Here is a 4,248-nt window from a genome sequence, read left to right on the forward strand (position 1 = left end):
TTACCAAGTAGCCACATCAGTTCAATATTGCGTTGGCATTCGGTTTCTAATCGGCGGGATGATTGAATACGGTTGAGGTAACCATAAAGATACAGTTTTAATAATGTGGCTGGATGATACTTAGGGCGGCCTGTGGACTTTAAAGTTAATCCTTTAAACCCCAATTCAGCTAGATTTAGTTCCTCAATGAAAACATCAATCACTCTGACCGTATTATCTTCACTGACGTAATCTTCCAACGATTCTGGAAATAACGTTGATTGGTCACGACTTTCACCGCTTATAAACTTTGACATACTGCCTCAACCCTCAACTGAATCAATAGTCTAATTATATAAATATCAGTATATTAAGTGAACTAAATGTATAGATTAATAGATCATAAGCAGAACATACTTAGACCAAAAGGTGATCAGAGTTTTCACACAGTCTGTGCCATAAGCGGACTGTAACAATAAAGTTGTAGAATAACCCCAAAATAAGCTCTTGAAGTTAATGGAGCCCATATAAAAGCCAACTTTTTTATCCTTGTTTAGTTTCTCGTTAGATTTTTACTCACCTACATGTATTTTTAGCAAAGCTTCACTGCCATCTAAGTTTTTAACTAGTAATAGTAATATTTCACCTGTTTCTTTATCCATAAGCTTTTTAGCTTTATCTGCTGGGCAGCCCGGGATTTTGCAACCATCAAGTTCGATAACTAATTGACCAACTTTAACTCCAGCTTTTTCTGCAGGAGATCCAGAATGAACTTCATCAATTTTAAACTCGGTTATTTCAGGACTAAAAAACCCATCAACAGACACACCGACGGCAATCCCAACTTTCCCTTTGGCGAAAGCTACAAATGGAAAAAACAAACAAATTAATAGAACCTTCCTAGTTAAATTCAAAAACCTTACTCCTTTAAAAAATTAACCGCCGTTTTAAGCGGTTTGTAATTATTTGCTAAAATATGAAACGACGTGGAACCGACAAAACTGTTAGAGGCCCGACTTGAAAAACCTTATACACGTATTGCTAATTAGTGAATTTTGTTTCTTAATTTCGTTAGCATTTTTATTTGTTTCTGCAACTGCTAAGTCAATTTTAGCTTTGGTACATTTATCAGACAGCTCTTTACTTACAAGGTAATTCTGATCTTTTTGATACTGAGCCATACCTTCTAAACCGTTATATTGATCTCTATCTTCAAGTATTTTATCTTTTTGGTATGGTGCTGGTTGGGTTGCACCACAAGCTGATAACAAAACGATCAGAGAAATTGGAATTAATTTATTGAACAATACCCTTACTCCATGTGTATAATTTAATAGCACGCGAATAGCGCATTTCTCTGCTATAGGCACGATAATATCTACATAGTTTTACCAAATTACCTAAGATATTACTATCTCTAAGTTTCTATCGCCTACAAAAAAGCTGAGTCAACAATATACGCTTTTCCTCATTTCATGAATATATGAGTAAAAAACAGTTTGACCAATCAATTAACTCTTACATTTAGCCACTCTCAATGTCCGCTTCTCGCTCATACCCGAATTCTTTTGTAGCGAGCTAAGCTTAAAACTCCATAAACACCGGAGTACAACTAATGCACCAGTTAACTATATATCAGCCTAAAGAGCCTTGGTGCGTATTCTCATGACTTTGATCACCGATTCTCATCAGCTTTGATCGCTTGATTTATCATTTTGTAGAGCCATTTTTAAATTAACTTAACTGATCATCATCAGTCAATTCATTTAACTGTTTTCGTATCGATTCTCCTTTTAAATTCAACTTAATTGCACCATGAATCAGCCTATCTAAAATAGCATCAGCGTGCGTTGATTCGCCGATCATTTGGTGCCAATTTTCCTGTGGTAACTGACTAATGATGATGTGTGATTTATAACCATATCTAGCATCGACTAATTCAAGTAAGTCGCTTCGTTGCTGAGCACTGAGTGGCTCTAGCCCCCAATCGTCTAAAATAAGTAAGTCGTATTTAATGAGTTTACCCAATAATTTTCGATAACTGCCATCGGCCTGTGCTAGAAATAGACTTTCAAGTAATTCTTTTAATCGAATATAGAAGACACTTTTTCCTTGTAAACAGTGCTCGTGACCCAAGGCACACGCGAGGTAGGTTTTGCCACAGCCTGTGGCGCCTGTAATTAATATATTCTGATGTAAACCCAGCCAGGTGCTTTGGCTGAGGCTGCGTATTTGTGCTTTATCTAGATTGCGCTTCGGCGAGTAAATGAGTTGATTTAACTGACCCGGTACGCGGAATTTTGCTTGTCGCACCAGTCGCTCTATTTTTCTTTGGTCACGCGTATCAATTTCATGTGTTAGCAATAAACTGACGCGCTCTATAAAGCTTTGTTCTTGATATAGGTTTGGCTGTTCAAGCTGCTGCTTGAGTGCTTGCTTTATACCCGATAACTTGAGCAATTGAAGTTGCTGATTAATTGTTTCTATCATGTTTACATTCCTTAATGGTAGTAATCTGTGCCACGTATGTTGCTGTGTGTAATTGGCTTTTCTGGCTCTGTTTGGAGTGTGGGTAATGGTTGTTGGTCTAACCCTTTTTGCAGCATTTGCTTAATAGATCTGTGTGTGGTCGTATTCATGCAAATTGCTCGGTAACATGCTCGCTCGAGGCGTTCTTTTGAATACGTTTTAGCTAAACTTAATACCCCTAAACAGGTGCGATAAGCTTGCTCTGGATGACGTTTGCTATTAAGCAATAATTCAACGACTTGATGAGTATAATCACCGATACTCAATGCCCATGAGCGTAAATTTATCGGTGACTGCTCATGCTGTTTTTGATGCGCCTTTGGCATATGATGTGTCTGTGTCGTATGTCCGCCTAAACGGTTTGAGCGAGGATGCTGTGCTATTAAAGTGCCGTCATAATAAAGCTGCACGAGTTGATTGGATATGTGTGCGCGTAATTGTTTTTTAACCCACAGATAAGGCACGCTGTAGTAATGTTTTTCTATTTCAACATGGTAATCAATATGCACACGTACTGTTTTGATTTGTGTATATTGATAGGGCTTTTCAGGCAATGGCTTTAATGCGTTTTTATCCACCATATCAAATAGCTGTTTGCGTGATTGTTGATATTGCTTCATCACCTTATTGTTCATCATATCCAGTAGCTTTGCTATTTCATGATTGAGTTGCGCTAAGCTGTGGAAGGTTTGGTTACGTAAGCGTGCCATGATCCAACGCTCAACAATTTGTACGCCGACTTCAGCCTTCGATTTATCTTTGGGTTTATAAGGTCTAGCCGGAATGACAGCAACGTTAAAGTACTCGGCTAACTGGTGGTACGTCGGATTTAAATCAGGCTCGTAGCGACAGGTTTTACTGACAGCACTTCTGAGATTATCGGGAATAACAACGTCAGGAACGCCGCCTAAAAATTCAAAGCAACGCGCATGACTCATTACCCAATCTTCAAGTTGCTGACTATACGTTGCTTCAGCATAGGTATAATTTGATGCACCTAGTACAGCAACGAATATCTGAGCAGTGCGCTTTTCTTGTGTCGTCGGACAAGTAATGGTAATTGTGGGGCCACAATAATCCACAAACAGCTTTTCACCCCCTTTATGCTGCTGACGCATTGAGAGTCGCTGGGTACCTAACCATTGTTTATAAGCTCGGCAGAAGTGACTGTAGCTGTAATAAGGCTCACCCACTTTTTCAAGTAACTCATCAAATACGAGCTGTAATGTTAGGTGTTTATGTTGTTTTAAGTCTTTATTGATATTTAACCAGTCAGGCGTTGGGTGTCTTTTTTTACGCGTTGAGAAGCGCTTGAGTTTGGTGTTGAAAAATGTATTTTGCTGTTTATCCTCTGGTATTGGCCATTGATTTAAGCCTAACTCATTGGCCTTTTTAAGGTAATTAGCCACAGTACCAGGTGAAATATTTAAACTTCTGGCAATCTCTCGATGGGATAATTGTGCTGAGTACTTCAGCCGTAAAATGGAATGTAATTTACTCATAGATATAGGTCTTGTTGTCATTGTTGTTATCCTCATCAAACGATTCAGATAACGGTTTAACACACCTACAAAAATGATAAAACGTGAACTCGGTTACGAGTGGTATTAAGCTTTGATCGGCAAAATCATTAAGAGCATAAATGTGATCATTTACAAGTGATTTTAGTGATCAAAGCTTAATGAGAATAAGCGATCAAAGTTAATGCAATTGGGTGATCAAAGCTGGAGAGAATATGCA

5 protein-coding genes are annotated in these 4,248 nt (G+C 38.3%); all 5 read right to left on the reverse strand.

What is annotated here, in order from left to right:
• Positions 1 to 296, reverse strand: a 296-nt coding sequence (locus L641_RS0107365; protein ID WP_029750350.1) for a transposase, incomplete at its 3' end; no start/stop codon positions are given.
• Positions 297 to 551: 255 nt separating this feature from the next.
• Positions 552 to 893, reverse strand: coding sequence for a PDZ domain-containing protein (locus tag L641_RS0107370; RefSeq protein WP_051385864.1), 342 nt, complete (start codon positions 891 to 893; stop codon positions 552 to 554).
• Positions 894 to 983: 90 nt separating this feature from the next.
• Positions 984 to 1,286: a hypothetical protein gene (locus tag L641_RS0107375; RefSeq protein WP_024601566.1), complete on the reverse strand. Its 303-nt coding sequence runs from the start codon at positions 1,284 to 1,286 to the stop codon at positions 984 to 986.
• A gap of 427 nt (positions 1,287 to 1,713) precedes the next feature.
• Positions 1,714 to 2,469 carry an IS21-like element helper ATPase IstB gene (gene istB / locus L641_RS0107380; RefSeq protein WP_008127212.1) on the reverse strand — a complete coding sequence of 252 codons (756 nt, stop codon included), beginning with the start codon at positions 2,467 to 2,469 and terminating at the stop codon, positions 1,714 to 1,716.
• 11 nt (positions 2,470 to 2,480) lie between these two features.
• Positions 2,481 to 4,031 (reverse strand): IS21 family transposase, encoded by a 1,551-nt coding sequence (istA, locus tag L641_RS0107385; protein WP_008466912.1) that lies wholly within the window; start codon positions 4,029 to 4,031, stop codon positions 2,481 to 2,483.
• Between the last annotated feature and the right edge of the window lie 217 nt (positions 4,032 to 4,248).

Origin of the sequence: Pseudoalteromonas sp. TB41, assembly GCF_000497975.1 — a bacterium.
Taxonomy (GTDB): Bacteria; Pseudomonadota; Gammaproteobacteria; order Enterobacterales; family Alteromonadaceae; genus Pseudoalteromonas; species Pseudoalteromonas tetraodonis.